Source organism: Pusillimonas sp. ANT_WB101 (assembly GCF_008369125.1).
GTDB lineage: Bacteria > Pseudomonadota > Gammaproteobacteria > Burkholderiales > Burkholderiaceae_B > Allopusillimonas.
In genome coordinates, this window is sequence record NZ_VOAY01000002.1 from 697894 (window position 1) to 724784 (window position 26891).

The 26891-nt window shown below is 54.8% G+C and carries 22 protein-coding genes and 1 pseudogene; 4 read left to right on the forward strand and 19 right to left on the reverse strand.

Going from position 1 to position 26891, the window contains the following annotated elements; translation table 11 throughout:
* Window positions 1–3: 3 nt before the first annotated feature.
* The 8 genes from narI to FQ179_RS12195 all read right to left on the reverse strand — a co-directional run bounded on the left by narI (window position 4) and on the right by FQ179_RS12195 (window position 11639).
* Complete coding sequence (gene narI, locus FQ179_RS12160; RefSeq protein ID WP_149397536.1) at window positions 4–696, reverse strand: respiratory nitrate reductase subunit gamma; 693 nt, start codon at window positions 694–696, stop codon at window positions 4–6.
* Window positions 697–714: 18 nt separating this feature from the next.
* Window positions 715–1356: a nitrate reductase molybdenum cofactor assembly chaperone gene (narJ, locus tag FQ179_RS12165; RefSeq protein WP_149397537.1), complete on the reverse strand. Its 642-nt coding sequence runs from the start codon at window positions 1354–1356 to the stop codon at window positions 715–717.
* 14 nt (window positions 1357–1370) lie between these two features.
* Window positions 1371–2978, reverse strand: coding sequence for a nitrate reductase subunit beta (narH, locus tag FQ179_RS12170; RefSeq protein WP_149397538.1), 1608 nt, complete (start codon window positions 2976–2978; stop codon window positions 1371–1373).
* On the reverse strand, window positions 2978–6709 hold the full coding sequence (locus tag FQ179_RS12175; RefSeq protein WP_149397539.1) for a nitrate reductase subunit alpha: 3732 nt from the start codon (window positions 6707–6709) through the stop codon (window positions 2978–2980). The genes narH and FQ179_RS12175 overlap by 1 nt, the downstream gene beginning before the upstream one ends.
* Window positions 6710–6954: 245 nt before the next feature.
* A complete protein-coding gene (locus FQ179_RS12180) occupies window positions 6955–8250 on the reverse strand; it encodes a nitrate/nitrite transporter (RefSeq protein ID WP_149397540.1) in 1296 nt (431 codons plus the stop codon).
* A gap of 299 nt (window positions 8251–8549) precedes the next feature.
* On the reverse strand, window positions 8550–9650 hold the full coding sequence (locus FQ179_RS12185) for a response regulator (RefSeq protein WP_188074596.1): 1101 nt from the start codon (window positions 9648–9650) through the stop codon (window positions 8550–8552).
* A gap of 31 nt (window positions 9651–9681) precedes the next feature.
* Window positions 9682–11076 carry a sensor histidine kinase KdpD gene (locus FQ179_RS12190; protein ID WP_149397542.1) on the reverse strand — a complete coding sequence of 465 codons (1395 nt, stop codon included), beginning with the start codon at window positions 11074–11076 and terminating at the stop codon, window positions 9682–9684.
* On the reverse strand, window positions 11073–11639 hold the full coding sequence (locus tag FQ179_RS12195) for a molybdopterin-dependent oxidoreductase (RefSeq protein ID WP_255474967.1): 567 nt from the start codon (window positions 11637–11639) through the stop codon (window positions 11073–11075). The genes FQ179_RS12190 and FQ179_RS12195 overlap by 4 nt, the downstream gene beginning before the upstream one ends.
* Window positions 11640–11846: 207 nt before the next feature.
* On the opposite strand from FQ179_RS12195, the gene FQ179_RS12200 reads away from it, so the two are divergent.
* Entirely contained in the window at window positions 11847–12194 is a 348-nt protein-coding gene (locus FQ179_RS12200; RefSeq protein ID WP_149397543.1) for a two pore domain potassium channel family protein, read from the forward strand.
* Between the two features lie 37 nt (window positions 12195–12231).
* Here the strand turns inward: FQ179_RS12200 and FQ179_RS12205 are convergent, their stop codons facing one another.
* The 3 genes from FQ179_RS12205 to FQ179_RS12215 all read right to left on the reverse strand — a co-directional run bounded on the left by FQ179_RS12205 (window position 12232) and on the right by FQ179_RS12215 (window position 14938).
* Window positions 12232–13239, reverse strand: coding sequence for an NADP-dependent oxidoreductase (locus FQ179_RS12205; protein WP_149397544.1), 1008 nt, complete (start codon window positions 13237–13239; stop codon window positions 12232–12234).
* A gap of 113 nt (window positions 13240–13352) precedes the next feature.
* Window positions 13353–14693: a type II toxin-antitoxin system HipA family toxin gene (locus FQ179_RS12210; protein ID WP_149397545.1), complete on the reverse strand. Its 1341-nt coding sequence runs from the start codon at window positions 14691–14693 to the stop codon at window positions 13353–13355.
* 2 nt (window positions 14694–14695) lie between these two features.
* Window positions 14696–14938: a helix-turn-helix domain-containing protein gene (locus FQ179_RS12215; RefSeq protein WP_149397546.1), complete on the reverse strand. Its 243-nt coding sequence runs from the start codon at window positions 14936–14938 to the stop codon at window positions 14696–14698.
* A gap of 519 nt (window positions 14939–15457) precedes the next feature.
* Between FQ179_RS12215 and FQ179_RS22925 the strand changes: the two are divergent.
* Window positions 15458–15556 (forward strand): annotated as a pseudogene (locus FQ179_RS22925) (Fic family protein); the annotation flags it as partial.
* A gap of 66 nt (window positions 15557–15622) precedes the next feature.
* Here FQ179_RS22925 and FQ179_RS12225 read toward each other — a convergent pair.
* The 7 genes from FQ179_RS12225 to FQ179_RS12255 all read right to left on the reverse strand — a co-directional run bounded on the left by FQ179_RS12225 (window position 15623) and on the right by FQ179_RS12255 (window position 23366).
* Entirely contained in the window at window positions 15623–16111 is a 489-nt protein-coding gene (locus tag FQ179_RS12225; RefSeq protein WP_149397547.1) for a cupin domain-containing protein, read from the reverse strand.
* A complete protein-coding gene (locus FQ179_RS12230) occupies window positions 16108–17046 on the reverse strand; it encodes a 5'-methylthioadenosine/S-adenosylhomocysteine nucleosidase (protein ID WP_149397548.1) in 939 nt (312 codons plus the stop codon). Before FQ179_RS12230 ends, FQ179_RS12225 begins: the two co-directional genes overlap by 4 nt.
* A gap of 89 nt (window positions 17047–17135) precedes the next feature.
* Window positions 17136–18527 carry a dihydrolipoyl dehydrogenase gene (lpdA, locus tag FQ179_RS12235; protein WP_149397549.1) on the reverse strand — a complete coding sequence of 464 codons (1392 nt, stop codon included), beginning with the start codon at window positions 18525–18527 and terminating at the stop codon, window positions 17136–17138.
* A gap of 9 nt (window positions 18528–18536) precedes the next feature.
* Window positions 18537–19808 (reverse strand): pyruvate dehydrogenase complex dihydrolipoamide acetyltransferase, encoded by a 1272-nt coding sequence (locus FQ179_RS12240; RefSeq protein WP_149397550.1) that lies wholly within the window; start codon window positions 19806–19808, stop codon window positions 18537–18539.
* Between the two features lies 1 nt (window position 19809).
* Window positions 19810–20295, reverse strand: a complete 486-nt coding sequence (locus FQ179_RS12245; RefSeq protein ID WP_149397551.1) for a VOC family protein — start codon at window positions 20293–20295, stop codon at window positions 19810–19812.
* A gap of 10 nt (window positions 20296–20305) precedes the next feature.
* Entirely contained in the window at window positions 20306–22507 is a 2202-nt protein-coding gene (locus FQ179_RS12250) for a thiamine pyrophosphate-dependent enzyme (RefSeq protein WP_149397552.1), read from the reverse strand.
* 34 nt (window positions 22508–22541) lie between these two features.
* On the reverse strand, window positions 22542–23366 hold the full coding sequence (locus FQ179_RS12255; RefSeq protein WP_149397553.1) for an SDR family NAD(P)-dependent oxidoreductase: 825 nt from the start codon (window positions 23364–23366) through the stop codon (window positions 22542–22544).
* Window positions 23367–23737: 371 nt separating this feature from the next.
* On the opposite strand from FQ179_RS12255, the gene FQ179_RS12260 reads away from it, so the two are divergent.
* Window positions 23738–24475: an SDR family NAD(P)-dependent oxidoreductase gene (locus FQ179_RS12260; RefSeq protein ID WP_149397554.1), complete on the forward strand. Its 738-nt coding sequence runs from the start codon at window positions 23738–23740 to the stop codon at window positions 24473–24475.
* Window positions 24476–24533: 58 nt separating this feature from the next.
* Window positions 24534–25259, forward strand: coding sequence for a FadR/GntR family transcriptional regulator (locus FQ179_RS12265; RefSeq protein WP_149397555.1), 726 nt, complete (start codon window positions 24534–24536; stop codon window positions 25257–25259).
* Between the two features lie 31 nt (window positions 25260–25290).
* Here FQ179_RS12265 and FQ179_RS12270 read toward each other — a convergent pair whose 3' ends face one another.
* Window positions 25291–26886, reverse strand: coding sequence for a GMC family oxidoreductase (locus FQ179_RS12270; protein WP_149397715.1), 1596 nt, complete (start codon window positions 26884–26886; stop codon window positions 25291–25293).
* Between the last annotated feature and the right edge of the window lie 5 nt (window positions 26887–26891).

Sequence of the window (26891 nt, forward strand, 5' to 3'; positions counted from 1 at the left end):
GGTTCAGGAACGGACGCGCGGGCGAACCAGTTGCCATGCGCGACCCAGATAAAACACTGAGGCGAAACCGCTCCACACATGCACCAGCCGTGTGAAGGGAAAGATCACAAACAGTGTCATGCCCATGAATAGGTGTGCCTTGAACAGCATTGGGGCGTCAACAATGTAGCCTGCCGCATCACCACGAAAGGTAACGATGTGCTGTGCCCAGTTCATCAACTGCACCATCATGTGGCCGTCAAGGTGGCTTGCCGACACAAACAGCGTACTCAGGCCCAGCAACAGGGTTAGCAGCAGCCAGGCCAGCAACACCTTATCGCCCGTGCGAGTTACGGCCGCTATGCGCGGGTCAGTGAGTCGTCGATGCAGCAGTATCACCAGACCCATCAGGCACATGACACCCAGAACGCCACCGGCAAGCATGGCAAATATCTGCTTGGCGGTGTGAGACAGGCCAAGCGTGTCCCAAACAATGACGGGCGTAAGCAGCCCTACAAGATGCCCGAAAAACAGGCCGATAATGCCTACGTGAAAAAGAATATTTCCCAGTCGCAGATTGCCCTGATGCAACAACTGCGAACTGTCGCTCTTCCAGGTGTACTGCTCGCGCTCAAACCGTATGAAGCTGCCCAACAGAAAGATAGCCAGCGCGATGTAGGGATATATGCCGAACAAGAATTGATGCACGGTGTTCATGCTGATGCTCCCGAATAATCAATGAATCTCGCTGCGCGGGTAAAAGCGCACCGTTTTTTCTTGTTGCATGGAAGGCCGTAATAACGGTTCGACGCCATCTGCCCCCACACCAAAGGTTTCCATGGCCTCATCCATGTCGCGCACGGGCGCTTCGATCTGAGGCAAAGGTTCAACCATCGTCAAGCTGCGCAGCACCGAAAAGATCGTGCCATACGGGCTTTCTTTGCGTGTAAGGCGGTCGCCTATGGCTGCCAGCACGTGTATGGCCTCGTCCAGCAAATGTTCTGCGGTTTCTGCGGGAACCTCGCTGAGGAATTCCAGAAACACCGGCACATGGTCTGGCAGCTCGGCACTGGCCAGGTCGTAGCCATGCTTGCGGTACTCTTGCAGCAAATCGACCATGGCCTGCCCACGATCACGGCTTTCACCATGCACGTGCTCAAAGAAATGCAGCGAGTGCGATGGTGTGCGGTCAAACGTGGCCACATAGTTTTCCTGAACCTTGATCAGCGTGTCTTCCGACAGGTAGGCAAGCAAAGGTTGCAGTGTCTCGTGTGCCTTGGGCCATGCCTGCAGAACAGTCTGAATTTCAGGCAATGCATCTCGCAATTCTTGCTGCGGATAATTAAGCAAGACGGAAAGGATTTTATAAAGTCGCATTGTCAGCTTCCTGTCTAGTTACCGGCAAACGCCGGTTTTGTGGGCTTGCGCGGCACCACTGTGGGTGCACGGCTACGTCTTTTCTCTACAAAGGCGCCTTCGCCCCCCGCCTTGGCGCGAGGTCTGCCAAACAAACCCGGCGATGACGCTCCGTCCGAACAACCGTTGCCAAACGTAAAGCCGCAACTGCCTTTTTCGCTAAAGCTGTCCTCAACCGTGGCTTTGTGGCTGGTCGGGATCACAAAGCGGTCTTCGTAATTGGCAATGGCCATGATCTGGTACATGTCTTCGACCGTGGCGGCATCCAGACCAACCAGATCAAGCACTTCCAGGTCTTGTTCACCATGCACCGACTTGGACCGCATATAGGCGCGCATGGCCAGCATGCGTTTAAGCGCAAGCAAAATGGGCGCTTCTTTGCCCGCAGTTAGCAGGTTGGCCAGATAGCGCACCGGAATGCGCAGGCTGTCGACGTCTGGAATGACGCCGTTTTTGCCAAAGGTTGCATGCGGCATGCGGCCGGCCTCAGCGGCAGACTGTATGGGCGACAGCGGCGGTATATACCAGACCATAGGCAAGGTGCGATATTCGGGGTGCAAGGGAAAGGCTACCTTCCATTCGCAGGCCATTTTGTAAACCGGCGAAGTGCGCGCCGCTTCCAGCCAGGTTTCGGGAATGCCCTGGCGCCTGGCCTCGGCAGTGACTTCAGGGTCATGGGGGTCAAGAAACACCTTAAGCTGCTCTTCGTACAGATCTTGCTCATCAGGTGTGGCGGCAGCCTCTGCGATTTTGTCGGCGTCGTACAGCAGCACACCCAGATAGCGAATACGGCCTACACAGGTTTCCGAGCATACGGTGGGTTCGCCCGCCTCAATGCGGGGGTAGCAGAACGTGCATTTTTCAGCTTTGCCGCTTTCCCAGTTGTAGTACACCTTTTTGTACGGACAACCCGAAATACACATGCGCCAGCCGCGGCATTTGTCCTGGTCAACCAGCACGATGCCATCGTCTTCACGCTTGTAGATCGAGCCCGACGGGCAACTGGCCACACAGGTGGGGTTAAGACAATGCTCACATAGCCGGGGCAGATACATCATGAAGGTGTTTTCAAAGGTCGAGTACATCTCCTTTTGCACGTTTTCAAACAAGGCATCCTTGCTGCGCGCGCTGAATTCGCCACCCAGGTCGTCTTCCCAGTTTGGGCCCCAGACGACTTTTTCCATCTTCTTGCCCGTCAGCAACGAAACAGGACGGGCCGTGGGCGGCGTTTCGCTGAGCGGCGCGTTTTGCAAGTGCTCGTAGTCGAAGGTAAACGGTTCGTAGTAATCATCAACCTGTGGCAGGTTGGGGTTGGAAAACAGGTTGGCCAGTATGCGCAGCTTGCTGCCCTGGCGTGGCTGCAGCTTGCCAGACTTGGTGCGCACCCAACCACCCTTCCACTTGGTCTGGTTTTCCCACTCTTTGGGGTAACCCACACCAGGCTTGGTTTCTACGTTATTAAACCAGGCGTACTCCACACCATCGCGACTGGTCCAGACGTTCTTGCAGGTTACGGAACAGGTATGACACCCGATGCATTTGTCCAGATTGAGCACCATGCCCACTTGTGCACGGATTTTCATTATCGGGCTCCTTCATTGTTTGATTCATCAAGCGCCCCTTCGAGCCAATCAACCTTGGCCAGTTTGCGCAACACCACAAACTCATCACGATTGCTGCCTACCGTGCCGTAGTAATTGAAGCCATAGGCTTGCTGGGCATAACCACCAATCATGTGCGTAGGCTTGAGTACGGCACGCGTGACCGAGTTGTGAATGCCACCACGTTTGCCGCTCAGCTGTGCACCCGGGACGTTCACGATTTTTTCTTGGGCGTGGTACATGAGACACACACCGATAGGCACACGCTGGCTGACGACCAGGCGGGCAGTGACCACACCGTTAACGTTGAAGACTTCTACCCAGTCGTTGTCCACCAGGCCGGCCTGTTTAGCCTCTGTTTCAGATATCCACACATGCGGGCCGCCGCGACTGAGCGTCAACATGCGCAGGTTGTCAGAGTAGGTACTATGAATGCCCCATTTTTGATGCGGCGTCAGCCAGTTGAGCACCAGCTCGGGCTGCCCGTTGGAATAACGGCGCATGGGCTCGATGGTTTTGGTGTCAACCGCCGGCCTATACACGCAAAAGCCTTCGCCAAAGTCCAACATCCAGCGATGATCCTGATACAGCTGCTGGCGGCCGGTCAGCGTGCGCCATGGAATCAGCTCATGCACGTTGGTGTAACCAGCGTTGTAGCTGACTTCTTCGCTTTCCACACCCGACCAGGTCGGCGCAGAAATAATCTTGCGTGGTTGTGCCTGGATATCGCGGAAACGGATTTTGTCGTGTTCCCGGCCCTTGGCCAAATGCACGTGTTCGCGCCCGGTAATCTTGCCAAGCGCTTCCCATGCCTTGACCGACACATGGCCATTGGTTTCTGGTGCCAGCGTCAGAATCATTTCTGCCGCATCGATGGCTGTGTCCAGGATGGGTCGCCCTTTGCTCACGCCTTCTTCACGCACCACGTGGTTTAACGCGCCCAACTCGCGGACTTCATGTTCGGTGTTCCAGTTAATACCCTTGCCGCCATTGCCCAGCTTGTCGAGCAGAGGCCCTATGGAGGTGAACTTGCGGTAGATATCGCGATAATCGCGCTCAACCACGGTCATGGCAGGGGCTGTCTTGCCCGGTATCAGGTCGCAATCGCCATGCTTCCAGTCTTGTGGTGCAAAAGCCTGACCCAGCTCTCCGGGGGTATCGTGCATGAGCGGTGTCAGCACAATGTCTTTTTTCACACCCAGGTACTCACCGCCGATTTCGCTGAATTTTTTCGCAATCAGCTTGTAAATTTCCCAATCACTCTTGCTCTCCCACAAGGGCTGAACCGCCTCGCTGAGCGGGTGGATGAAGGGATGCATGTCAGAGGTGTTGAGGTCATCTTTTTCATACCAGGTGGCAGTGGGCAATACGACGTCACCATAAAGACACGTGGTACTCATACGAAAATCAAGCACGGTCAGCAGGTCAAGCTTGCCGTCGGCGTCCTCATCGCGGTAAAGCACCTCCGAAGGCCTAATGCCGTCTTTCTCCTGGCTGAACACGGCGTTTTGCGTACCCAGCAAGTACTTCAGCATGTACTCGTGGCCTTTGCCGCTGGAGCCCAACAGGTTAGAGCGCCACACAAACATATTGCGCGGGTAGTTGGCCGGGTTATCAGGGTCGTCGCAACTCATGCTTAACGAGCCGTTTTTCAGGTTGCGCGCGGTGTATTCCACCGGATCAATACCCTCAGCTTCAGCCTGTGCCACTACATCAAGCGGGTTGGTCTGCAGCTGCGGACACGAAGGCAACCAGCCCATGCGCTCAGACTTGGCGTTCAGGTCTATCATGCTCATGCCGTCGAAGGCAGACCGTTCAGCCGTGGGCGAAAGTATTTCATCTACCGCCAACTGCTCATGACGCCACTGCCCGGTATGGGCATAGAAAAACGATGTACCGTTCATCTGGCGCGGCGGCCGAGTCCAGTCAAGCGCGAACGCCAGAGGAGCCCAGCCAAACTGGGGTCGTAGCTTTTCTTGCCCCACATAGTGCGCCCAGCCACCGCCGCTCTTGCCGACGCAGCCACACATAACCAGCATATTGATAATGCCGCGATAGGCCATGTCCATGTGGTACCAGTGGTTTAAACCTGCACCCACAATCACCATGGATTTGCCCTGTGTGTCATGGGCGTTTTGTGCAAACTCGCGTGCCACCTGAATAACAAGATGACGTGGCACCGTGGTGTGCTTTTCTTGCCATGCAGGCGTATAGGGCACATCGTCGTCGTAGCTGCTGGCAACATTGGTGCCACCCAAGCCGCAATCTACCCCATAGCTGGCCATCTGCAGGTCGTATACCGTAGCCACCAGCGCACTGCTGCCATCGGCCAGCGTGACACGCCGGGCGGGCACACGACGCATCAGCACATCTTCGTGCTCACCACCAAAATACGGGAAGCCAACTTCCGCCACCTCATCGCGTGTTTCCAGCAGACTGAGGCAGGGAACAACTTCACGGTCGGAGACAGAGTCGCGCAACTCGAGGTTCCAGCGCCCTGGCCTGCCACCCTCTTTGGCGCCTTCGCCCCAACGCAAACCTATGGTGCCATTAGGCACCACCAGATCGCCAGTTTGCTCATCAATGAGCAGCGTCTTCCAGTCGGGGTTATTGCCTTGTGCCAGGTCGCCGGCCAGATGCGAAGCACGCAAGAAGTGGTCAGGCACCAGACGACCATTGGCCTCTTTCAACATAACCAGCATGGGCATGTCGGTGTACTGACGGATGTAATCACGGAAGTAATCCGATTTACCAGGCCGGTGGAACTCGGACAGAATTACATGGCCCATGGCCAGCGCCAGTGCCGCGTCTGTACCTTGCTTGGGTGCAAGCCAGATGTCGCCAAACTTGACCATTTCGCCGTAGTCGCTGGATATGGCGACAGTCTTGGTGCCCTTGTAGCGCACCTCGGTATAAAAGTGGGCATCGGGCGTGCGGGTCTGCGGTACGTTCGAGCCCCAGACCAGCAGATAGGTCGAGTTGTACCAGTCGGCCGACTCGGCCACGTCGGTCTGCTCACCCCAGACCTGCGGGCTGGCGGGCGGCAGATCGCAATACCAATCGTAAAAACTCAGGCAGGCGCCCCCGATCAGGCTCAGGTAGCGGGCTCCCGCTGCATAGCTAATCATGCTCATGGCCGGAATCGGCGAAAAACCAACGATGCGGTCTGGCCCGAACTTTTTAATAGTGAAGGCATTGGCGGCCGCCACAATTTCGGTAGCCGTGTCCCATTCAGCCCGCACAAAGCCACCCAGACCACGTACTGACTTATAGCGGCGCGCTTTTTCGGGGTTCTGGCTGATGGATTCCCATGCCGTAATCGGGTCCATGGTCTTGCGAGCTTCTTGCCACATTTCCATAAGGCGGCCCCGCATCAGGGGGTATTTGACGCGTTGGGCCGAGTACACATACCAGCTGTATGAGGCACCCCGAGGGCACCCGCGCGGCTCATGGTTGGGCAGATCAGGCCGGGTGCGTGGATAGTCGGTCTGCTGGGTCTCCCAAGTGATCAAGCCGTTTTTTACGTAAATTTTCCATGAACAGGAACCGGTGCAGTTCACACCGTGGGTGGAACGCACGATTTTGTCATGCTGCCACCGCGAGCGATAGGCGTTTTCCCATGTTCGGTCTTCATTAACGACTTCCCCATGCCCGTCCGAGAACGTGGACGCAACACGCGACATGAAATTCAGTCGGTCGAGAAAGTGACTCATACAAATCTCCAGGGTTCGCCAGTCTGTGGCGGCGCTACATTGATCGATACACTTACTTTACGTTTCCGTATCACCGGAAACCATTCCTCTCACGAAGGGGGTGACAAGGCCTAGCCGATCGTTATGGCCTAGTTCTTCCGAACTAGGCCACACTTCCCCTCTTCCTCTATCAGCAGGGCATGGCCGCGTTGCGACGGGCAATGAAGACCGCCAGAAAGCCATTGAAATTGCCCACCTGTGAAGGTTCAGGATGCTGCAGCATCTGTGGCGACAGCCGATCCGCTTGGTACGGCGTGGTTGGCCTGGCGGGCCGGGCTCTGACGGAAGCTGTAGTGCATCCAGATCAGCGAAACGCAGACTGTGCCGTAAAGCAGCATGAAGGCGCTGGAGTGAATGCCGGTGATGTCCATGAGGGCACCGAACATAATGGGCAGCACAAAGCCCCCCATCCCGCCCGCCAGGCCAACCACGCCCGACACTGCGCCGATGTTGTCATCAAAATCATCCGAAATAAACTTGAACACCGATGCCTTGCCTATCGCCATTGCTATGCCCACGATAAACATGAGTATCGTGAACACCGTAGGGCTCAATGCAATGTGAAAAGTCTGGGGGCCGCTGACCGTCTGGATGGTGAACTCGGTATTGGGGTAACTGAGCAGGAAGAAGGCCACCCAGCACACCCACATTACCCACCAGGTTGTTTTGTAGGCACCGACGCGGTCAGACACCCAGCCGCCGACTGCGCGCAGCACGCCGCCCGGCAATGAGAAACAGGCCGCCAGAAATGCCGCCACGCGGATATCAAACCCATACTCACCGATGTAGTACTGCGTCATCCACAAGGCCAGCGCCACATAACCCCCAAACACCACCGAGTAATACTGGCAATAACGCCATACGCGCGGGTCCTTGAGCACTTTCATCTGCTCTTTAAAGCCTACGCTGGAGGTTTTCTTGTGGGAGGGGTCGGTTGCAGAGAATACCCAGAACAGTACGGCGGTAATTGCCAGAGCTACAGCGTACACCTTGGGTACTATGGTCCAGGAGCCACCTGCGGCAACAATAAGTGCAGGCGCCACAAACTTGGTCAATGCCGAGCCAGAATTACCCGCGCCAAACACCCCCATGGCAAAGCCCTGGCGGTCACGCTCGAACCAGCGCGCAACATAAGGGGTGCCCACTGAAAACGACCCACCCACCAAGCCTACAAAGAGTGCGAGCACCAGAAAGTGCCAATATTTTGTGGCGTAGGCCAGCAGCCAGATGGGCACTACTGCAGCCGCCATGGTCAGAAAGAAGACGACGCGGCCACCATAGCGGTCTGTCCAGATGCCCAGCGGCACGCGTACCAGCGATCCCGTCAGCACGGGCATGGCGGCCAACAGGCCAAACTGTGTTTCTGAGAGACCGAGCTCGGCCTTAATGGGAACACCCAGCACCGCGAAAACCATCCAGACTGCGAAACAGATGGTGAAGGCAAATGTACTGGAGGCAAGGACGGAAATGGATTTCCGTTGATGGGAGGATGCACTGCTCATGGTCTTTGCTACCTATGTTGGATCTACGGATCGACACAGATACAGCTTAGATGTGGGCAGCGCGTTCGCCTATTCCCCACATGAACAGCAGGGGAACGGCAAGAGAACTAGTTACTCAGGGGGATAGACCACAGGCACCAAGTGGCTATATGCCGGAGACCGGGATAGATGGGGCCGTCTTATGCCCCATGTGCGGGTACAGGCATGGATGAGGCCATCTTATGCCTCTTGCGCGGATACAGGCACAGATGGGGCCACCTCATGCTCGCTGCGCGCGTACAGGCATACATAAGACCATCTTATGCCTCTTGCGCGGATACAGGCATGGTCAGCAATAGAGCGATCAGGTCAGCTTGGCGATTGGTATGCGTTTTCTGGAAAATATTGCGCTTGTGGAACGCAACTGTGGTGGCCGAAATACCAAACGAACGGGCGATGTCTTCTGGCCGCAAACCTTGTGCAAACGCCCAGGCAACCCGCGACTCGGTAGGCGTCAGGTCAAACATAGTTTGCAACGACTTGATCGGTGCAGGCTGGCCATGGTCGCCACCAGAAAGAAAGACGGCAACAGCGGGCTCATCAGAGCTTTCGGTGCCGGTCGCCTCAAGCGCGCAAATGGTCACAACCAGATTACGTACGCCGTCGGTTTGTGCCAGTGACAATACTTCGGTGTAATCACGCCCCTCCTGACTCGCCAAGATGGCCTCTTGCATTAACACCGAAAACGCACGGGTGAAGTGCGCACTGCTTACCGGTGTAAGGGCGTCGAGCGCAGGGGTAATGCCTTCGGCAACCAGACTTTTGGCCGCCTGGTTGGCAAACCGCACACCACCCAGAACATCAAACAGGACAATACCCGAGCTGACCAGATCAAATGTTTTGATGACACTATTGAACGCCTTTCGGGCAATCGCATCATGAGCCTGGACATCGCTCTGACCCACACTATGAATGTCAGCAACGATTTTGTCGCGCACCAGCGTCATCTGGCGCAAGCGCGCAGCGACCGTCGCCAGCATTAAATCAAAATCAATGGGCTTGACCAGGTAGTCGTCTGCCCCGGCATGCTTGCCCTGTACGATTTTCTCCGACCCATCGTGCGCAGTCAAAAACACAAATGGAACATCGAGTAAGTCAGCCCGTGTTTCGCGCACTGTTCGCAGCAGCTCATAACCATCCATTCTGGGCATGGTGATGTCGCAAAGGATTAGATTGGGCAACGTGGTGGCAAGCAAGCTCATTGCCTCTTCGCCATCGCACGCCTGAACCACGTCGTAACCCGCGTCGATCAATTCTTCTGCCACCACCTCCCTCAGATCCTGTTCGTCTTCGACAAACAGAATGACGGGCTTGGCAAGCTTGCCCGCGTTATGTGGATAATCTGAATTTTTTTCGGTCATTTGCATAGCCAAACCTGATTGCCTCATAGTTTTAGTTTTGATCCTCTGGAGCCACCACCTTCCGGGCATCTGCTTTTGGCGCGGGCAGTCGCATGACGAACGTAGACCCTCTGCCCAAAGACGAATACGCCGATACTTCTCCATTTTGCAACGAGGCCAACTGCGACGCAATGTGCATGCCAATCCCTGTTCCAACTACATCGGCCGCCGTCCTGGCCCTGAAGTACCTGTCGAATACATGGGGAAGCTCTTCAGGTGATATGCCCCGACCATGGTCGGTGACCGAGCACGAGAGCATTCGCCCCTCACGAAAAATTCGCATCTCGATGAGTGTATCGGGTTCCGAATACTTGGCGGCGTTGGACAGAAAATTGGAAATAATCTGCGTCGTCAGTAAGGGATCGCACTCTACCCATGATGCATTACCCGTTTCATCCGTCAAAACGATACGCCGACCCGGCGCCAAGGACTGCAGTTCAACCATGGCCTCACTGGCCAGATCCAAGAGCAGACAGCGCTGCTTTTTTACATCGACCTTGTCAAGATATCGGTCAGCGTTGAGAATACCATCGATAAGTACTGTAAGCCGCTGCGTGGCGTCTCTTATTATGTCGGCGCGACGGGCAATCTCGTTCGAATCCATACGATCACGCGCCCTGATCATCCGCTGGGTGGTGGCATCAATAATAGCCAGGGGTGTTCGAAACTGATGCGAAATCATCCCGCCAAAACTGCGATAAAGTTGGCTAATCTTGCGTTCGGTTTCCAGTTCTCTCTTTAGTTCGACTTCACGCTGCCTTGATCGCTGGTTTTCTTCGGCCTTTCTTACTGAAAACAAGAGCTGTATAGAAACAATTGCACTGCAAAGCCATATACCCAGCATCAAAAAGATTACCGTAAGTACGGCATTTCGATACTTGTCGAGACGTTCGCCGATTTCGTCCCACTGCGCAATCAGCGCTTGCGCCGACGCCGCGGACACGGCGCGATGAAACTCCAGCAGAGTGCTCTCTACAGAAGAGAGGTATGCAAAGTTTCCTGCGTCAATATCGTTAATGTTGCTACCCAACGCTTTTAGTGCCTGAAAATGAGGCGTGAGCAGATCGCTCGCCCCAATTTTCTTCAGGTACCGGGCTTGCGGCCCCTGAATAAGCAAATTGATGCGACTGATGAGTATGTCGTAACGAAACCGAATATCGTGGGGCCGGTCAGGCTGCGCCACCACACCAAAAATGGCGCTACTAAGCAACACACTTTCAATGTGCGCCTGGGACAGCGCCCAAACCATATCGGCATTGGCTGTGTTGCGCATGCTGCGTTGAATATCGGTTAGCCGCAACAGGGTAATTGTAAGCAACACGGTAAGGACGAGAATGGCAATTACGGGCACGCCATAGCCCAGAAAACGTGACCGTATAAACTTCATTCAACGGTAAGGCGCTTTAGCTGCCAAACCCATCGCACGTCATACCGTATATCCATCAACCGGTTGTAATCGTCACGCGGGTAGACGATCCAGAGAGGCCCCTTGTCATTAGCCTGCAAACGCTCCCCGCTCATTTTGGTTGCCAGTAACACGCCATAGTCAGCGAAATCTGCAATTGGGATGTTGACCCGGTAGTCGTTAAGTGCCGAAGCCACAACCTTTTTGCCGGTGGGGCCTACAGAATCCATAAGGTCTTGCATCCGGACGCCATCAAACTTGTGCACGCCATCGGTCACTGAGGTGGTGGTACTTATTGTGTGAGCAGGTAGACTGTCGATCATCTGCATGTCGAAACGAGCTTCACCCGGAAAGTTAGTATGCTCGATCGCGCCGTCCACAACCAGAATGACAGGGCCGGTCGGCTTGGGCAAAGTATGTGAGGTTTTAGCGTCCGCGGTCGAGTCTGCGCTGGCGCTTAGAGGCATCAGCCCTGCAATGCCCAACACCACGGCGGCGCCCGCACGACATGCATCGGCGATGGGCACTTGAAATAGCAAGCTCACTGTTCGTTCCTTTATCCAGACCAGTGGTTATGATTGGCAAGGGATGGCCGATCAAAGTTATTGCATTACATTAACAATAATTGCAAAAAGCGACAATTACTTCTTATTTTTAGGCAATACGTAACATTCTGCGGTTATCGAAGCCATTGCCATTTAATTCCCGAGCGGTATCGTCTTCTATTACCTTGCATGCTGGAGACCATAAGCGTGTACGAATCAAAAAATGAACCTCTGTTGCCCAAAGCACGTTTTGCGCTGCGCATGCTGCACCATCTAGGTCTGGCGGCGTTGATTGTGATGGCGACAATGGCGCTTGGCGTCTTGGGCCACCTGTTGCTGGAGCCTTTGCACTGGCACGATGCGTTGTTAAACACCTCGCTCATCGTTGCCGGCATCGGCCCTTACATTTTGCCCACCAGTGGGGCTGGCAAGCTTTTTCTTGCGGGTTACGGCATGCTGGTGGGTCTGGTGTTTGTTGGTACGCTGGGTGTGGTTCTGGCACCACTGGCGCACAGGCTGGTGCATAGATTTCATCTGGATGACGATGACGGCTGACGCAGAGTGCCGTCTTTCAGTCTGGGCAATGGGCGCACTACAAACGAACCAGCCGCTTGCCCAGATTTTCACCCCGGTACAGCTCTGCAATCGCACCCAGGGCTGTTTCCAGGCCTTGCGTCACGTGCTCGCGGTAAGTAAGCGTGTTCGCCCTGACAAGCTGCTCGAGCTTGCTGATGTGCGACGCATAGGTATCCATATGGTCAAACAGAATAAAGCCCTGCATGCGTGCCCGGCGCGTGAGCAAAATGCGCTCGACACGCGGCCCCATGGGCACTGGGTCCCATTTGGCAATAGAAGCCGTGCCGCACACAATAACCCGTGCCCCTATCGCAAGGTGTTGCATAACTGAATCTGAAATATTCCCGGCGGTATTGTCGAAGTAAACGTCGACGCCTTCGGGGCAGGCGGCTTTCAGTGCGGCATCGATGTCATCCGTTTTGTAATTGATGACGTGGTCATAGCCAAACTCTTCATAACAGGCTTTAACCTTCTCGGGCGTGCTGGTCAGCCCTACTGTGCGACAGCCCAAGGCCTTGGCCAGCTGCCCGACACAAGAGCCTACGCCACCGGCAGCGGTAGACACCACAACGGTTTCACCCGCCTTGGGAGCACCAATCGTTTCGAGTGCTGTGATGGCGGTAGCGCCGTTCAGACCCAGCACACCCAGATACAGAGAAGGCGGTATATCAGTAGAGGTTATTTTCTGAACAATGGCGCGTGGCTTTACCATGGCATAGTGCTGCCATCCAAACCACCCCATGACACGATCACCCTCGTTAAACCCTTCAGCTTTTGACTCTATGACGGTGCCAACACACAACGACCGCATCACCTCACCAACCCCTACGCTGGAGTAGTTATTGGCATCGGCCAGCCAGCCACGCATGGCAGGTTCCACCGACAACCACTCATTACGAACCAGCATTTCGCCTGGGCTGACCTCAGACACTGGGTGAGTGCCCTTGCGGAAGTTTTCGGCGGTAGGAATACCGGTAGGCCTTGATGCCACATAAATGGCTTCGTTGGTCAGACTGCTGCTCATACGGTTCTCTCCATAAATCGTGGGGTATCGCTAGTGGGACAAGTGCTTGCTCACGGCGGGTTAGTGAGATGGTAGCAATAGATGGGGCAAGCGAAATGCCGGCGGCCCTTTGCTCAATCGGTAGGCATTCTCGCCATACGGTCCGAAGCGCCTTGCATTCCTGCTTGCACGGCAGTAAACACATCTTCCGGAAAACCAGCGGGCAGGCTGGCGCCCACGGCCTCCAGTACCGAAGGCAGGCGATCCAAAACCTCCACGATCAGGTTTTCCATATTAGCTCCCCAACCACACAAGCGTGCTGTATGGTTGAAGTGCTTGCGCTGTATTTCTTTTAACCGATAGTGTGAGTTCTTTCCCTTTACAGCCATGGCCAGGCGCAAGCGGTGAGCATCCAGCAGATTGGCGCCGGTGCCTGTTACCGGCCACGCCGACAACACATCGTACAGAGGCGTTAAACGATGTCGACCGCCCGGCAGCAAGAAGATAGAAAAATTCTTGGCGTGCCCATCAGTCGCCGCCATCATCCAGAACAGCAGTTGCGCAATCAGCAAAGTACGTAAGTCTTGCTCTCTGGTCTCTGATTGCTGCAGGATACGGGCAATGTTGACCAACCCCGGCCCACCATCGGATTCGTATTTGGCGCCAGAGGGAGTACCTGTAGCCTGACAGAAGTCTTCCTGCGGCAGACGCAGCCAATACCCACCTTCAGCCAGACTGCGATCGAAACGCTCGACCACCAGTGCCTTCTGGTCCTCAAACCGCGCTATGTCACAAGCAGCCACAGGAACCCCAAAGCGTCGAATAATGTCGCAGCACAACCATTCATTCTCAACAGAAGTACGCATGTCTGCCTGGCGGTGTCCTACCAACCCTAAAGGCAGCTTGAAGATGTGCGTAGTAGGCGTCGCTCCTAGTGGCCGGCACCATTGCCCCTGATGCCAAAGCAATGCGGTTTTCTCTTGCCCCCCCGCAATGGAAATACGGAAATCCTCGTCCAGCACATCATGCTGGCCGAGAGTGGCAGGTGCTGAAACAGTAGCCCGCAAAAGGTTCGCGACCTGTGCTTCGGTCAACGGCTGAGACTGTACGGTAAAAACGTCTTCAGGCATCTGCCCTTCGGGCATCAGTTGAATCGCCCCCACACAATCGCGGCCGATGGCAGCCAGCAACTCAAAGGCATCCACGCTCAAGGTACGAAACCGCATCTGCAAGCGACGACGGATAACATCGCTATCAGGCAGCAAGTTGTCGAAATAGTGGTGCACTGCTGGGCTGTGCAATGGCGCATTATCCAGAGTGAAGGGCAAGGACAACGACAAAGCGCGCCCCACCGGCGAAGCTACCCACTGGGAGTCGTAAATTAAGGTATCGCCACCCGAAGACATCTGCCATTGCCCTACTCGTACACCATTAGCCCAAATCGCGAGACTTCGTGTTCTGGCTCTCCGTGCCATGACTACCACTCACCCTGTGCCGGAATCTTTTGGGCATGCTCCTGCAACCCCACCTCCAGCCCCAAAATACCCGTCAACGCAAGTAAACGTTCAACTGTCAGCACGCCAGGTTGGTTTTCAATCTCAGACAGGCGGTTCTGACTGATGCCCAAGCGTGCTGCGACCTCTGCCTGCGTGAGCCCTAGGGCCTTACGCCTGGCCGTGAGCAATTGGCCTATCTGATCACTGGTAGATAATTTGTACATAGGAGCTGAATATCGAAAGTTTCGATATTTTTATATTATCGACTATCACGATAAGAGTCAAATATCGGAATATACGATAAAGTGATGATATCGATTAAATCGATGAAATTTTGCCCTCGATTTACCAGTGGCTATCTGCGTGTTGACGGGTGTACGGTAGTGCGAGGGGCTTCGAGATCATGGCCGCCTTCGCGTGAGGCCCAGCACCTCCGGCGATACCTGACCGGTATGTGTCCCCAACAAAGACGCCGGGGCAGTCTCGACGCGCGACATGCCGCAGGTCCGAATCGCTGAACCAGCGACCGCATAATCGCCAATCCCTGGCGTCTTACAGACGATCAACGCCGAGTTTAATGGCTTGGCTTTCGACCTGAAATTAGGGTAAAAAAAACGCTTCTCTGTGACTGGCAATCAGTAACTAAGAAGAAGTGAAACCCATGTTGTTCAAAAGGGCTATTCAATGAGTTCTCCAACGCCCGCTCTCCTGCAACAACCTGAGAGCAAAACGCTGGGCAAGGGCTTCTGGAAATGACTATTCCTGATAAGCCGAACAGCCGTTTGCAAGTGTATCAACTTACGGAAGCGGGCAGAAAAACGACTGCCTCACTGCAAAATTAGAATGAAATCGACCATATAGCCGCCAGTAGGCAGCCCCGCAAGCCATTACTCGCGAATTTAAAGAAGCTACCCGAGCCGCTGTATCAGCTGCTTATGGTCAGGATGCTTCCGTGCAAGTTCTTCTGTGTTGGCCAGTTCAAACAGACTAAATTCAAAACCGGGGGCAACGGTACACCCCACCAGGGCGTAGCCTTCAGGGTGCGAGAGCTCGGCCGCGAACCAGCTTCGCCCGGGGATTACAACCTGATAACTCGTGTCAGCCGTTTGCAAGGAGTCGCCCAGTTTGTGTGTGATAAGCCCTTGCTGATTATCGAGCACATGTATGTTTACCGGCACACCAGAATAAAAATGCCAGATTTCGTCAGCCTCAATACGATGCCACGCCGACCACGCTCCGGCATGCAGCAAATAATAAATGGCTGTACATGCATCAGCAGCCCGCCCGTTGGAGCCCTGGATACGTGTACGGCTGCGGTATGTTTCGCTGTAATGGCCGCCTTCTGGGTGAGGCTCAAGCCCGAAGCGATCAATTAATTTTTGCACATCGGCACTCATGGCCAGGCCCTTAAAAACTGAAGCAACACCATCGTAGAGTTATGGGCTGCCAATGCCAAAAACGTATGCATTTCATTCGCGCCTTCGCCACCACCGGCCAAATCGCTTAATGACCGAAACGCAATAAACGGCACACCATTGCTGTAGGCCACCTGGGCGCAGGCCGCGCTTTCCATGTCGATCACATTGGCTTCAAATACCTTGTAAATGTGTTCTCGTAAGGCGGCGTTATCCAGAAAGGCAGACCCTGACACCCCATTTCCGCCGACAACCAGACGGGGAGTTTTCGCGAGGCACTGCTTCTGTTGGTCGCAACTTGCTAGCTCAACTGGCGTAAGCGTTTTAGCGACGGCAAGCATTTTTGCGTCTACCGGAAACCAGAACCGTTTTACCGTATCAGGGTGGGCATTTGATCGCACTTTGACGGACCGGGTAAACATCATGCCAAAACCTGGCCGAATAATGCTGTCATCCTTGCCGGTCGAATTGAATTGGTCGATACCCGTTTCACGCGCCATCAACACCTCAAGATATTGCCCCCATTGTTCAGCAACGACAACATCGCCAATATGAAGTGCTGGGTTCACGCCCCCGGCTATACCACTGAAAATAATGTGGCTGATCGCATACCTGTCCAAAGCAAGCTGAGTGTTCATGGCAGCATTAACCATGCTGACGCCGCTTAAAAACAAAACAACCGGATGGCCTTCCAACACGCCTGTGGTAAAGGTTACGCCGTTGACTCGATCAGTTTTGGCGCCTTGCACGCGACTCAAGAGCGCAGTGATTTCGGGCTCGAATGCCGAGATTATCGCCAGTCGCTCTGTTCGGTCTGCAATGGGCTCTGAATAGGCAGGGTATACACAGCACAAGCTCAAAACAATGAGGAACAAAGCGCGTGAAGTGACACGCAGCCAACGTAGTTTGGTTTTCATATGCTCATATCAAGGAGGGACGCAGACTACATTGTAAAGAGAAGTAAACAGGCCCTATACACATGGGCAGGTAAAACGTGACGCCGCTTTTAACTATGCAGAGCCCTGCCGTAGGCAGACAATACCGCCTCATGCATGGCCTCGGATTGAGTCGGATGCGGAAAAATCGTGTGCATTAACTCTGCTTCAGTTGTTTCGAGCTCGATCGCCACAGCATATCCGTGAATCAATTCAGTCACTTCTTCACCCACCATGTGGGCACCGATCAGCTCACCCGTCACGTCATCAAACACGACCTTCACAAAACCCCCTGTTTCCCCCATGGCGATGGCTTTACCGTTGGCCGCAAACGGAAATTTACCAATACGAATTGCACGCCCTGCGGCGCGCGCCTGCTGTTCAGTCAACCCCACATGGGCAACCTGGGGGTGACTATAGGTACACGCCGAAACACGATGTGCATCGATGGGGCGCGGGTTCTGGCCAGCTATCTTTTCAATACAGACAATCGCTTCGTGCGAAGCCTTGTGTGCCAAACAGGGAGCCCCCGCCACGTCGCCAATGGCATACACACCGGGTTCGCCCGTAGAGCCATATCCATCAGCAACAATATGGCTTTTCTCCACCTTGACCCGCGTGCCCTCAAGGCCCAGATTCTCCACATTACCTACGATGCCGGCAGCAACCAGAACAACATCCACTTCAAGCCTCTTGCCGTTGGCGCCGCTAAGTTGAACCTCCCACTTGTCTCCGCGGCGTTGAGTCTGAGCGACGCCACTACCCAGATGCAGAGTCATGCCTTGTGCCTGAAGCTCGCGTCCGACAAACTCAGATATCTCGGCGTCTTCCGTCGGCAACACGCGGTCAGCCAACTCGACAACATCTACCTGTACGCCCATCGCATGATAAAAGCTGGCAAACTCAATACCAATGGCACCCGCCCCAATGACCAGCAAACGCTTGGGCAGATGCGAAGGCGTCAACGCCTCGCGGTAATACCAAACACTGTCGGGGCTTGTGCTCAGACCAGGTAAGACGCGCGCACGCGCACCCGTCGCCAACACGATGTGTTTAGCCGCAATTTCCGACTCGCCCGTGCTGCCCATTATGCGCAATAGCCCCTTGTCTGCCAGCCGCGCATGACCATTAAATACTGTAATGCCATTCTTTTTCATTAAGTGCACGACTCCGCGCTGAAGCTGTGCAGACACGCCACGAGACCGCGCAACCATCGCCTGCAGGTCGGGGGCGGGCGAAGACACCTTAATACCGAACTGATCGGCCTTACGCAGCAAACGCAGCACATCGGCCGAGCGCAGCAACGCTTTGGTGGGGATACAACCCCAGTTGAGGCAAACACCGCCAAGCTCTGCTTTCTCGACCAACGCAGTGCGCAGACCAAGTTGTGTGGCGCGGATTGCCGCCACATAACCTCCAGGGCCACCGCCAACAACGACCACGTCAAATGGATCTGTTTTCATTGCTTGCACTCAAATTAGGGCCGACAGCGGGTTTTCTATGATGGCCTTGAACACGCCCAGCCATTTTGCAGCCACTGCGCCATCAATGGCACGATGATCCACTGACAAGGTCACTGTCATGACCGAAGCAACGCAAAGCTCTCCATTCTTATTCACCACCGGTCGGCGCTCTGTTCCGCCCACCGCCAAGATAGCGGCCTGTGGTGGATTGATGATGGCAGCAAACTCCTGCGTGCCGTACATGCCTAAATTGCTGACTGTGAAGCTGCCGCCCTGATACTCGTGGGGAGCGAGCTTGCCATCACGCGCCCTATGCGCCAGGTCGGCAATCTCGTGGCTGATGGCCGTCAAGGTTTTGGCATCAGCAGCCTTTACAACCGGAGTCATCAAACCCGTGGGCGTGGACACCGCTACCGACACATCCACCGCGTCGTAATAACGCAAAGCGGTATCTGTCCAGCTGACGTTCATCTCGGGCATTTGACGCAATGCAGCGCCTACCGCCTTCACGATGATGTCATTTATGGAGATTTTGCATGACGACGCGTTATTGATTTGGGTGCGCAGGGCCAGAAAATCGTCCATGCGGCAATCAGCACGCAGATAAAAGTGCGGCACAGTCTGCTTGCTTTCACTCAGACGACGCGCAATGGTGCGGCGCATGCCGGTATGCGGCACGTCGGTGTATGACACGTCAGGCAAAACAGTAGCAGTGTCCCCAACCGGCGATACAGAATACCCAACGGGCGTTGCCGCAGGCGGCGTTAACTGTGCGGCTTGCACATCACGCTTCACAATGCGGCCTTTCGGGCCACTGCCTTTCAGAACAGCCAGTTCAATACCAGCATCACGTGCCAGCCGCTTAGCCAAGGGACTGGCAAAGATGCGCTCACGGCCTTCACCGATAGGCGCAGTATCAGGTGCCAATGAGTCGATGCGAGACGGAGCCACTTGGTTAGCCAGTGCAGCCCCAGCGGCCGGCGTTTCATCGACGCTTTTATCCTGCTCAGCCAGCAATGCGTCGATGTCTACCTTCTTTTCACCTTCAGCCAGCAGGACGGCTATGGGTGTACCTACTTCAGTGTCCTTACCCGCCTGAACCAGAATCTTGCCAAGAACACCTGACGCCTCTGCACCAAATTCGATAACAGCCTTCTCGGTTTCAATTTCGGCCAGACAATCACCTTGCGCAACAATATCCCCTTCCTGCTTGGACCACGCAACGATCACGGCCGAATCCGTATTGGCGGCAACCTCGGGCATACGTATAAGTATTGCCATTTCAGCCATTCCTTTGCTGCAAGTCTGTGCGGTAGGATGAGATGTCTTCATACTGAACTAGCTCCAGTACGTTTCCATCTGGGTCGCGGCAAAACGACAGATGCACACCTGGGCGAACCTCAACAGGCTTTTCACCGCTGATGAACGCTGTGCCTTCCTGCAACAAACGGGCAATGGCCCCGTGAATATCTTCAACAATAAATGTCAGGTAGGCGGCGTTTGGCTTATCCAGAATAAATGTGGCGGGTACGGCAGCAGGCAGGGCAGTATCGGGGGCCAGCAACTTAATACGCTCGCCGTTCGAGGTCTGCAGCCGCACCACGGTGTAACCACCACCAGAAAGGCCCGATTGTGCTGCCTTATCAGCCGGCACCTTATGCTCGCTAATAAAAGTTAGCCCCAAAATGTGCTCATAGAAGTGGCGCGAACGGCCTAAGTCACGGCAGGCAATACCTGCTTCTAGCGGTGCTGTCATTTTGATTTTCATTGTGCTCTCCTTACACTTTTTCGCCAGTTATGCCCTGCGCGCGCATGGTTTCTTTCAGTGCTTCAGCAACTTCTTCGGTACGAGCGCATGCGGCCCGCTCAAGCACTTTGCTGATACTGGGCGATGCCTCTCCGCCGGTAACCCGTTGCACAGGCTGATCCAGCCAATCGAAATAGCGACGCTGAATTTCATCCGACAGCCAGGCCCCATAAGATGTGCCGCTTGACCCTTGTTCGACAATTAGCACATTGTTGGTTTTCTGTATGCTGGCACCGATGGTCTCCCAATCAATACTGGCGCGATCGAGCCAGCGCAGATCAATAACCTCTGCGTCGACACCTGTTTGCTCAACCGCTTCCAGACTATGTCCGACCATGGAAAGATAGCCCAATACAGTCAAGTCGTTGCCGCTTCGGCGCACGGCAGCCTTGCCAAAAGGCGTTTGATAATCCAGATCGTCCACCGGCGCCTGACCGCTAGTGGCGTACAAATCTACGTGTTCAATCACCAGCACAGGATCATTCAATTTCAGCGCCGCATTCATCATGCCCACATAATCGAAGGGTGTGGTGGGTGCCACAATACGCCACCCTGGGCTCGTGGCAAAAATGCCGACCGGATCCATAGAGTGCTGGGAGCCGTAACCGGTACCCATCGCCACCTTGGTGCGCAGCACCAGTGGCATGTTGATTTCGCCGCCAAACATGTGGCGCGCCTTAGCAATCTGGTTAAAAACCTGGTCAGCCGCCACCCACATAAAGTCTGGGTACATAAACTCGACGACCGGTTTATAACGCCCGTCCATCGCAACGCCACCACCAAGTCCTACAAACGCATTCTCGCTAATGGGGGTGCCCAGCACACGGTCCGGAAAGCGGTCTTTCAGCCCCCTGGTTGCACCATTGGTGCCGCCTTTAAGACGATGCACATCCTCACCCAACACGATGACACCATCATCCGTTTCCATACGACGCGCCATGACGTCGGCCACCACATCAATAAATTTGCGGTCTTCCAGTTTGCCCCGGTAGGTTGCCTCTTCTTCTGTGCGTGCGCCTTCCAGTTCGCTTAAATCGCCGCGAACGCCGACGTCGCGGAAGTCAGCTCGGGGCCAAAGCTCGGGACGAATACGCTTTTTGCCACGCTTGCCGTCCGGATCCGGCTCGGTCAACGCATCAGTTGCCTGCTTCATGGAAGCCTGCAAACGCTCACGCAATGTAGAAATTTCTTTCGCGGTAATCAGGCCACGCTGCATCATCTGATCGCCCAACAGGTCGAGCGGGTCACGCTGACGCCAGGCCTGCTCTTCTTCTTTGCTGCGATACCCGAAAGCGCTGCCTGGAAACCCCCCGTTCTGATGAAAATAGCGGTAGACATCAGCCTCGATAATCACCGGGCCATGCCCGGCCCGCATATGCTGCAGCGCCTGCTCCATCGCCATGTGCACGGCCAGCGGGTCCATGCCATCGACTTTCCAGCTGGGAATATTAAAGGCCTGCCCGCGTGCCGAAAGGCGTGGCTCGGCGGTTGCTTCTTCCACATGGGTGGCAACCGCATAAAGGTTGTTCTCAATGAAGAAACACAACGGCAGTTTCCAGGCCGCAGCCAGGTTCATGGTTTCTAGCACTGAACCAATGTTGACCGCACCATCACCAAAGTAAGTGACGGCTACCGCATCCGTGCCTGCGTGCTTGTGCGCCCAGGCCGCCCCTGCAGCCATCGGAACACCGCCACCGACGATGGCGTTAGTGCCCAACACCCCAGCCTCGGCCCACCGCAAGTGCATGGATCCGCCACGACCACGGCAAAAGCCCTGCGACAGGCCCATGATCTCTGCCAGCGTACGCTGCAACAACGTATCAACTTCTGCACTCAGGGCCTGCTTTGGATCAACACCACCAGACGTGATATAGCCCAATGCCTTGCTTAGAAATTGATGATGACCGCGGTGTGAGCCATTGATTTGGTCTGCTGTGGTCAACGGCACGATTGATCCTGCGGCCGCACCTTCCTGGCCAATACTGGAGTGGGCAGGCCCATGCACGAGCCCGTCCAGTGCCAGTTCAACAACCGTTTCTTCAAACGCCCGTATGAGGTGCAGATGCGTCAGTAGCGTGCCCAGCAACTTGGGGTCGGCTTTTTTCCAGTCGCTTTTAGTCGTACGCAGCTCAACCCATCTGGATGCGGAAGCGAGGTCAATAATTTTTGGCATACAAGTGGTCCCCCCAACGGACTAATAAGTGAATTCAGATATAGCTGTAGGCGGACCATCCGCCGTCGGCCACCACAGCATGGCCATTAATGAACGACGCGTGCTCTGAGGCCAGGAACAAGGCGAGCGTTGCGATTTCATGCGGTTCGCCCATACGACCTATGGGCGTGCGCTTGGTCAGCGCGTCCAGGTCCATACGACCCGCCTTAACCAGATCATCAACCAACGCTGTTTTCACGTAACCGGGCGCAATGGCATTAACCCGAATGCCCAGCTTGCCCCATTCGATTGCCAGCACCTTGGTCAGCATGGCCACAGCAGCCTTGCTCGTGCAGTAGGCAGCACGTTCGGGCGCAGCAACTAAGCCATACATGGATGACATGTTCAGAATGACGCCACTCCCCTGCTCAGACATATAACGGCCTGCGGCCTGCGCACAATAAAAGACACCATTGACGTTGACGTCCATCGCTTTACGCCAGTGCTCCCCCGTCAATGAAAGGGTGGGAACATTCATGGAAATTCCAGCGTTGTTCAACAGCACATCAATACGGCCAAAGGCTGCGTGGACCGCAGAAAACGCTTCGTTAACGGCGGCTTCATCAGTAACGCCCGCCACACACGCATGCACCTGCGCAGCGGGGAATTCTGCACGCAGCGACGCGACCGCCCGATCAAGGCCCGACGCATCCATATCGAGCAATGCAAGACGCGCTTCACATGCTGCAAACGCGCGCGCCATCGCCAGGCCAATACCACTGCCTGCGCCGGTGATAAACACCACTTTGTTGGCAAGGTCTTGAAAGGTTTTGCCCTGTGCAAGGCGCGCAAGCATGTCTGCAGAAAGCGAGTCAGTCATACAACCCACCCATGCCTGATTCATTGAAACTTACCAGGTCGTTTTCTAGATTTGCGGGGGCAGACGGCCTCGCCATATGCCCGTACGACGAATTGGCCAGTGTTAATTTTTTACAGTGCACTACAAAGTCTCCAGAACCGTTGTACGGCAAAAAAACTCGGGTCACAGCTACACACAGCCCTTCTGATTTCAATTGATGTCTGATAACATTTGAAACTTATCAGACAAGTTTCAGCAAAATTCTACGCGCGCCTAAAATGAGTGTCAAAGCCCCGTAGCAGGCATCGTCAAAAATTTTAGTTTTATAGATATTTCTTATTTAAAATCAATACCATGGAACATCTAGGGGTTAACCTCAGTATGAACAAATCATGATTTCTTTTGCTGATAAAACCATTCTTATCACAGGCGCCGCAGGCGGCATTGGTCACGCACTTGCCTCTAAAGTTCTCGCTCTGGGTGCCAATGTAGCGTTAAGTGATGTCAACCTAGAAGCACTCAACGCCGTACACAAAGAACTTGCCAAAGATAACGCTCGGGTCAGCATTCACACCACCGATGTGTCAGACGCTCAATCATGCGAGCAGACTGCACAAGACGTTGCTGCACGCTACGGCAAAATACACCACCTGGTTCATTCAGCGGGCATCTATCCCGAGAAAATGGTCGCCGACATGACCGATGCTGAATGGCGTAGACTTATGAGCATCAATCTGGACGGCACTTTTTATATGTGTCGTGCTGTCATACCTTACCTCGCCGACAACAGTTCAATAGTGAACCTTGCATCCATGGCCGGCCATCGCGGTAGCTATTCGCATGCACACTATTCGGCATCCAAAGGCGCGGTAACCAGCCTGAGCAAAAGCCTTGCTCTTGAGCTTGCACCAAAAACCCGCGTCAATATTGTGTCGCCTGGCATTATTGACACCCCCATGGCGTCCAGCCTGTTGCAGCAAAAAGGTCAGGCCTTGCTCGACAGCACACCACTCAAACGCTTTGGCACTGCCGACGAAGTGGCTAATGTCATTATGTTTTTATGTTCCGACTTGGCCAGTTTTGTTAATGGCGAAACGTTGCACGTAAATGGCGGGCTATACATCGTCTAGGTAACTCGTGTTCAGATTTTTTCAGTACTAAGCCAACCTTCGAAACCAGGCATACCCTATGGATGACACCCAAACGCCTTCGCCCACGCAGTCACTGACCACACCCATCGTCATGTGGCTGACACAAGAGATCGAGCAACGCCATCTTCAGCCTGGCGACAAACTGCCCAGCGAAAAACAGCTGTGCGAACAGTTTTCCGTTAGCCGCTCGGTGGTGCGCGAAGCCGTATCACAATTGAAATCTGACGGTTTGGTCAGCTCGCAGCAGGGGCGCGGGGTATTCGTCAATGAACGGGGTGCCCGGCAAACATTTCGGCTCGACCCTACGCGCCTGGACGATATCGAAGACGTTGGTCACGTTATTGAGTTACTCAGCGCTATCGAAGTGACTGCGGCCCGGCTAGCTGCATTGCGGCATACGCCTGACAACCTTAAACAAATTAAGCAGGCGCTCGTGGGCATGGAATATGCCATTGTGCACGACCAACTCGGCGACGCGGAAGACTATGCCTTTCATCAGGCCATTGTCGATGCCACCCATAACCCGCACCTGATCACTTTTAACGAATACCTGGAGCAACATATCCGGCGCCTCATCCGCAAGGCCCGCAGCAACACGGCGCAGTATCACCATAACTTGGTAGAACACGTGCAAGAAGAACATAGGGCCATTGTTCGGGCAATCGAAGCGCGCGACCCAGACGCTGCTGCCAAAGCGGCAGAATCCCATCTGCGCAACGCCGCGGCACGGCTAAGTACCTATATGGCACAACCCACCTTGTAAAGGTGTTGTTTGCAGGCGTAATACGAGGCGATCAAGCCTTGGCATCTTGCAGAATCATGTCAGCACCCTTTTCTGCCACCATCATGACAGCGGCCTGTGTATTGCCTGACACCATCAACGGCATCACCGATGCATCCACGACGCGCAACCCGTCAATACCACGTACGCGCAAGCGAGGATCGGTGACGGCATCGTCATCCACACCCATGCGACACGTGCCTATAGGATGATAAATGGTCTGCCCCGTGTGGCGGGCAAAGTCCAGCCATTCGTCGAAATTGTTAACGCTCTTGCCCGGGTTGGTCTCGTGCGCAATATAGTGCTGCAGCGCAGGCTGTTGCACGATACGACGTGCTATTTGCATACCTTTAACCAACGACTGCTGATCAACCTGCGCATCCAGAAAATTAGGTCGGATAGCGGGCGCCCGGTGGGGGTCGGCTGATTTGATATGTATGGTGCCACGCGACTCGGGCCGCAACTGGGCCACACCTATCGTCATGCCCGGTTCCTTGTCCAGCACTCGATTGGCCGCATTTGCATAACTGGCATGTACAAAAAAATACTGCACGTCTGGGGTTGCGAGCGTTGGCGATGTTTTGACGAAACCGTGAACCAGCCCTGTTCCTAAGGTAAGGATGCCGGTCTTTTGCAGATAATACTGGGCCACCTGACCCGCCAGCGTTAGCCCGCGGGACATCTCATTTAGCGTGATGGTGTTCTTTACCCGCCAGTTCATGCGCGTGGCGAAATGCTCAATGTAGTTTTCGCCCACGCCTTTTAGCTCGTGGACCACCGATATGCCATGCTCTTGCAGTAGCTGGGGACGCCCCACCCCAGATAATTCAAGCAATTGCGGCGATTGCACCGTACCCAAGCACACAAGTGTTTCACGCTGAGCCCTGGCCTTAACCTCGCGCCCGTCTTTAAGGTAGACCACGCCCATGCAACGCTTACCTTCGAACACAAGACGCACCACATGAGCGCCAGATTGAATCGTCAGATTTTTGCGTGTTCGCGCAGGTTTCAGATAGCCTTCGGCAATACTCCAGCGGCGGCCTTTATGTTGAAGAACCTGATAGTACCCAAACCCTTCCTGATCCTGATCGTTATAGTCATCGTTGTAGGGCTGCCCGTCTTGCACAGCGGCCTTCAAAAAGGCATCGGCGATAGGAAATCGCTCGGCGACCTGCTCCAGATGCATGGGCCCCTTCTTGCCGCGCCGATCGCTTCCCTGCGGGTAACACTCTAGCTTGCGAAAATAAGGCTCTACGTCGCGATAGGCCCAGCCCGTTGCACCAGCCTGCTGCCAGGCGTCGTAGTCCTCGGCCTGGCCGCGTACGTAAATCATGCCATTAATCAATGACGAACCGCCCAGGCCCTTGCCACGCGGCACGGCGATCGTGCGGCCATACACGTTGTCTTCCGGCTCGGTTTCAAACCCCCAGTTGAATCGGGGGTTGGTCATCAATTTGCTAAAGCCCGCCGGGATGGGAATCCACATCGACGAGGCATCCGCCCCCGCTTCCAGCAACAAAACACGGTATTGACCGCTGTCGGTCAGACGGTTGGCAAGAATGCAGCCAGCAGTACCGCCACCAACAATAATGAAGTCGTAATCAGCCATGACTG

Bases quoted from the DNA above. Each gene is read 5' to 3' on its own strand.
- FQ179_RS12250 (WP_149397552.1), bottom strand. From the start codon at position 22,507: ATGCCAAAAATTATTGACCTCGCTTCCGCATCCAGATGGGTTGAGCTG.
- FQ179_RS12210 (WP_149397545.1), bottom strand. From the start codon at position 14,693: ATGGCACGGAGAGCCAGAACACGAAGTCTCGCGATTTGGGCTAATGGT.
- FQ179_RS12265 (WP_149397555.1), top strand. From the start codon at position 24,534: ATGGATGACACCCAAACGCCTTCGCCCACGCAGTCACTGACCACACCC.
- narI (WP_149397536.1), bottom strand. From the start codon at position 696: ATGAACACCGTGCATCAATTCTTGTTCGGCATATATCCCTACATCGCG.
- FQ179_RS12175 (WP_149397539.1), bottom strand. From the start codon at position 6,709: ATGAGTCACTTTCTCGACCGACTGAATTTCATGTCGCGTGTTGCGTCC.
- lpdA (WP_149397549.1), bottom strand. From the start codon at position 18,527: ATGAAAACAGATCCATTTGACGTGGTCGTTGTTGGCGGTGGCCCTGGA.
- FQ179_RS12255 (WP_149397553.1), bottom strand. From the start codon at position 23,366: ATGACTGACTCGCTTTCTGCAGACATGCTTGCGCGCCTTGCACAGGGC.
- FQ179_RS12215 (WP_149397546.1), bottom strand. From the start codon at position 14,938: ATGTACAAATTATCTACCAGTGATCAGATAGGCCAATTGCTCACGGCC.
- FQ179_RS12180 (WP_149397540.1), bottom strand. From the start codon at position 8,250: ATGAGCAGTGCATCCTCCCATCAACGGAAATCCATTTCCGTCCTTGCC.
- narJ (WP_149397537.1), bottom strand. From the start codon at position 1,356: ATGCGACTTTATAAAATCCTTTCCGTCTTGCTTAATTATCCGCAGCAA.
- FQ179_RS12190 (WP_149397542.1), bottom strand. From the start codon at position 11,076: ATGAAGTTTATACGGTCACGTTTTCTGGGCTATGGCGTGCCCGTAATT.
- FQ179_RS12205 (WP_149397544.1), bottom strand. From the start codon at position 13,239: ATGAGCAGCAGTCTGACCAACGAAGCCATTTATGTGGCATCAAGGCCT.
- FQ179_RS12225 (WP_149397547.1), bottom strand. From the start codon at position 16,111: ATGAGTGCCGATGTGCAAAAATTAATTGATCGCTTCGGGCTTGAGCCT.
- FQ179_RS12185 (WP_188074596.1), bottom strand. From the start codon at position 9,650: ATGACCGAAAAAAATTCAGATTATCCACATAACGCGGGCAAGCTTGCC.
- narH (WP_149397538.1), bottom strand. From the start codon at position 2,978: ATGAAAATCCGTGCACAAGTGGGCATGGTGCTCAATCTGGACAAATGC.
- FQ179_RS12260 (WP_149397554.1), top strand. From the start codon at position 23,738: ATGATTTCTTTTGCTGATAAAACCATTCTTATCACAGGCGCCGCAGGC.
- FQ179_RS12240 (WP_149397550.1), bottom strand. From the start codon at position 19,808: ATGGCAATACTTATACGTATGCCCGAGGTTGCCGCCAATACGGATTCG.
- FQ179_RS12245 (WP_149397551.1), bottom strand. From the start codon at position 20,295: ATGAAAATCAAAATGACAGCACCGCTAGAAGCAGGTATTGCCTGCCGT.
- FQ179_RS12270 (WP_149397715.1), bottom strand. From the start codon at position 26,886: ATGGCTGATTACGACTTCATTATTGTTGGTGGCGGTACTGCTGGCTGC.
- FQ179_RS12230 (WP_149397548.1), bottom strand. From the start codon at position 17,046: ATGAAAACCAAACTACGTTGGCTGCGTGTCACTTCACGCGCTTTGTTC.